Origin of the sequence: Mesorhizobium sp. M7A.F.Ca.US.005.03.2.1 (genome assembly GCF_003997795.1) — a bacterium.
GTDB lineage: Bacteria > Pseudomonadota > Alphaproteobacteria > Rhizobiales > Rhizobiaceae > Mesorhizobium > Mesorhizobium ciceri.
The window spans coordinates 1-2,155 of sequence record NZ_RZRP01000987.1 but is presented as its reverse complement, the minus strand read 5'-3'; the positions used below and the strand labels follow the sequence as shown (position 1 = coordinate 2,155).

At 63.5% G+C, this 2,155-nt stretch carries 1 pseudogene; it reads right to left on the bottom strand.

Annotated elements, in window-relative coordinates:
- A pseudogene (locus tag EN991_RS33585) lies at nucleotides 1-2,116 on the bottom strand (hypothetical protein); the annotation flags it as partial.
- Nucleotides 2,117-2,155 lie beyond the last annotated feature (39 nt).

The window sequence follows — 2,155 nt, the reverse complement described above, 5'->3', positions numbered from 1 at the left end:
CATCTATGCGGGCAACAGCACTGTCGCCGCCAATAGCGTCCAGCTTGTCGGTCGCGCGCGTCTGCCGAATGAGCTGGTGCTGTATTGCCTCGTCAGAAGCGCGAAGCCGTTGCTCGGCTTCCGCCTTCTCGATTGCGATACTGCCGAGATCGACACCATCCAATATCGAACGCGCCTGCTCGAACCCTTCCACCGCGAGCTCGGAAAAAACCTGCTCCTCAAGCTCGGCCACGGTTTTGCGCAGGCGATCCCTGTCGCGCAGCAGCTCATCGCGTTGCACGACGTCCGCTAGCGTGACCACGCCAAAGACGCTTAGGACCTCGTTCTTGCGGCGCTCATGTGCCGAAACCTCTGCATCGAGGATCTCACGCTGATCCTGCAGGCGCTGCAGGTCATTGACGAGGCTTGCTTTGGCCTCGCGCATGCGCTCGGCGCGCTCCAGGCGCTGGGCAAGGCGGATCGCCAGCTGTTCCGGTTCGTCGTCGTCCGCCTCGCCCGCATCGGCTGCAACGGCGGTAACCTCGACCAGAAAATTGTCCCTGTCGGCCACCATCTTTTCGATGCGCAGTTGCATGGCCTCCCGGTCCTGAAGGCTCTTGGACAGTTCAGCCAGTTGATCAAGGACGCCGCCCATGCCGGGCACCGAGATGCCTCTCTCTAGCCAAGTCCCCTTGAGCGCTTCGGCAATACCGGCCTGCCATTCATCCTCACGTCGCTCCGCGACTTCGACAGCGCGGCGCCTGGCGGCCAGATCCTCTTGCCTTGTTCCAACCGTCTTGAGCGCCTCGGTGCGCTCTGCGTCCACCTTGAACTGTCTCTCAAGAAACAGCTCTGCCACGGCCATGACCGTCTCTAGGCTGTCACCAACATCCGAACCGACGCCGACGCTCGCCAGCGCGCGGCTCAATTCCAGGCGTATTCGACCTTCCTCATCAACCGCCCGCTCGGCCTTCTTGCGCGAAAGCTCGATCTCCTCCCAGGCCGCGAGCGCATCGATGCGGGCAGCGATACGATCCTCGATCAGTTCGATCAGCTGTTCGGGGGATGTTTCCTGGCACGGCCCGAGCAGCTCTCTGGCGACTGTGCGTATTTCCAAGAGCACAGCCTCCCGATCTGAGCCATTCCGGGCAAGTTGATCACGCGCATGCGCGATAGTGGCCGCGGTTTCTACGAGGTTGCGGTTTGTGCTGCGAATTTCGACCAGTTCCCGAGCGTTGGCCAAACGGCCTGCGCCGACACTGTCGTCTCGGGCCAGTGTTGCCGCGAAATCATCCGCCGTTTCCCCAGTCAGGTCATGGCGATGCCTTGCCCAGGCGTCGTCGCGGGCACGCCGAATGACGTCGGCCGCATCATCGTCGGTGACATCGACAGAGGCACGAAGGGCTTCCAGCCGCGCCGAAAGCAAGTCGTGATTGCCCTGGTGCTCGGCAAGACGATCGGAAAGGACGCCCCTGCCCTTCCCGAGCTCTGCTGCCAGCGCCTTCCATGCGCCAAGCTGCGCAGCATTCGGAATGGCGACCCTGGCCAGTGCCTGAGAGTCGCCCGACCAGGGGTGCAAACGCGCGATCGCGGCCTGCCATCGAATTGCACCTGCATCGGCGGCCTCGCGCGACTCCTTTGTCTCCCTCATGTAGCCGCTGGCCTTGGCCCTAGACAAAGCCGAAACCAGCCTTGCCCTGGCAGGCTCCGGCACGGCCCGTTCTTCGCCGACCCGGTCGCGTGCCGCCTGGAGCGCGTCAGCGGCTGCCGCGGCCTCCTCGCGCGCAACGCGCACGCTGGTAGCAATCCCGGATCGTTGCTCGACCATGGTGCGCACAGCGCTAATGGTTGCAGCAGGCAAGAGCAGTTTGGCAGGAACTGGCTCGGAGGACCTTCCAAGGGCGGCAAGACAGTTCGCCACGGAATTGTCGAGGATTTGCAGCTCCGTCCTGCGACTTGGCAGGTCCAGGCCGGCCGAGACGTGACGCACCTTGCGGTCGGCCAGGCCGCGAACCCGTTCGGAAATCGCAAGGATCACCACGTCCACGTCGACCGAGGCGATTTTCGATGTCACCCGTTCGAGCTCGTCCTGGTTCGCGGATAGCCGCGTTCTCAGGCTGGCGTCGTCATCGATCATCTCAGTGACGCTGCCGGTCCAGGTCCGTGACGGTGAGGC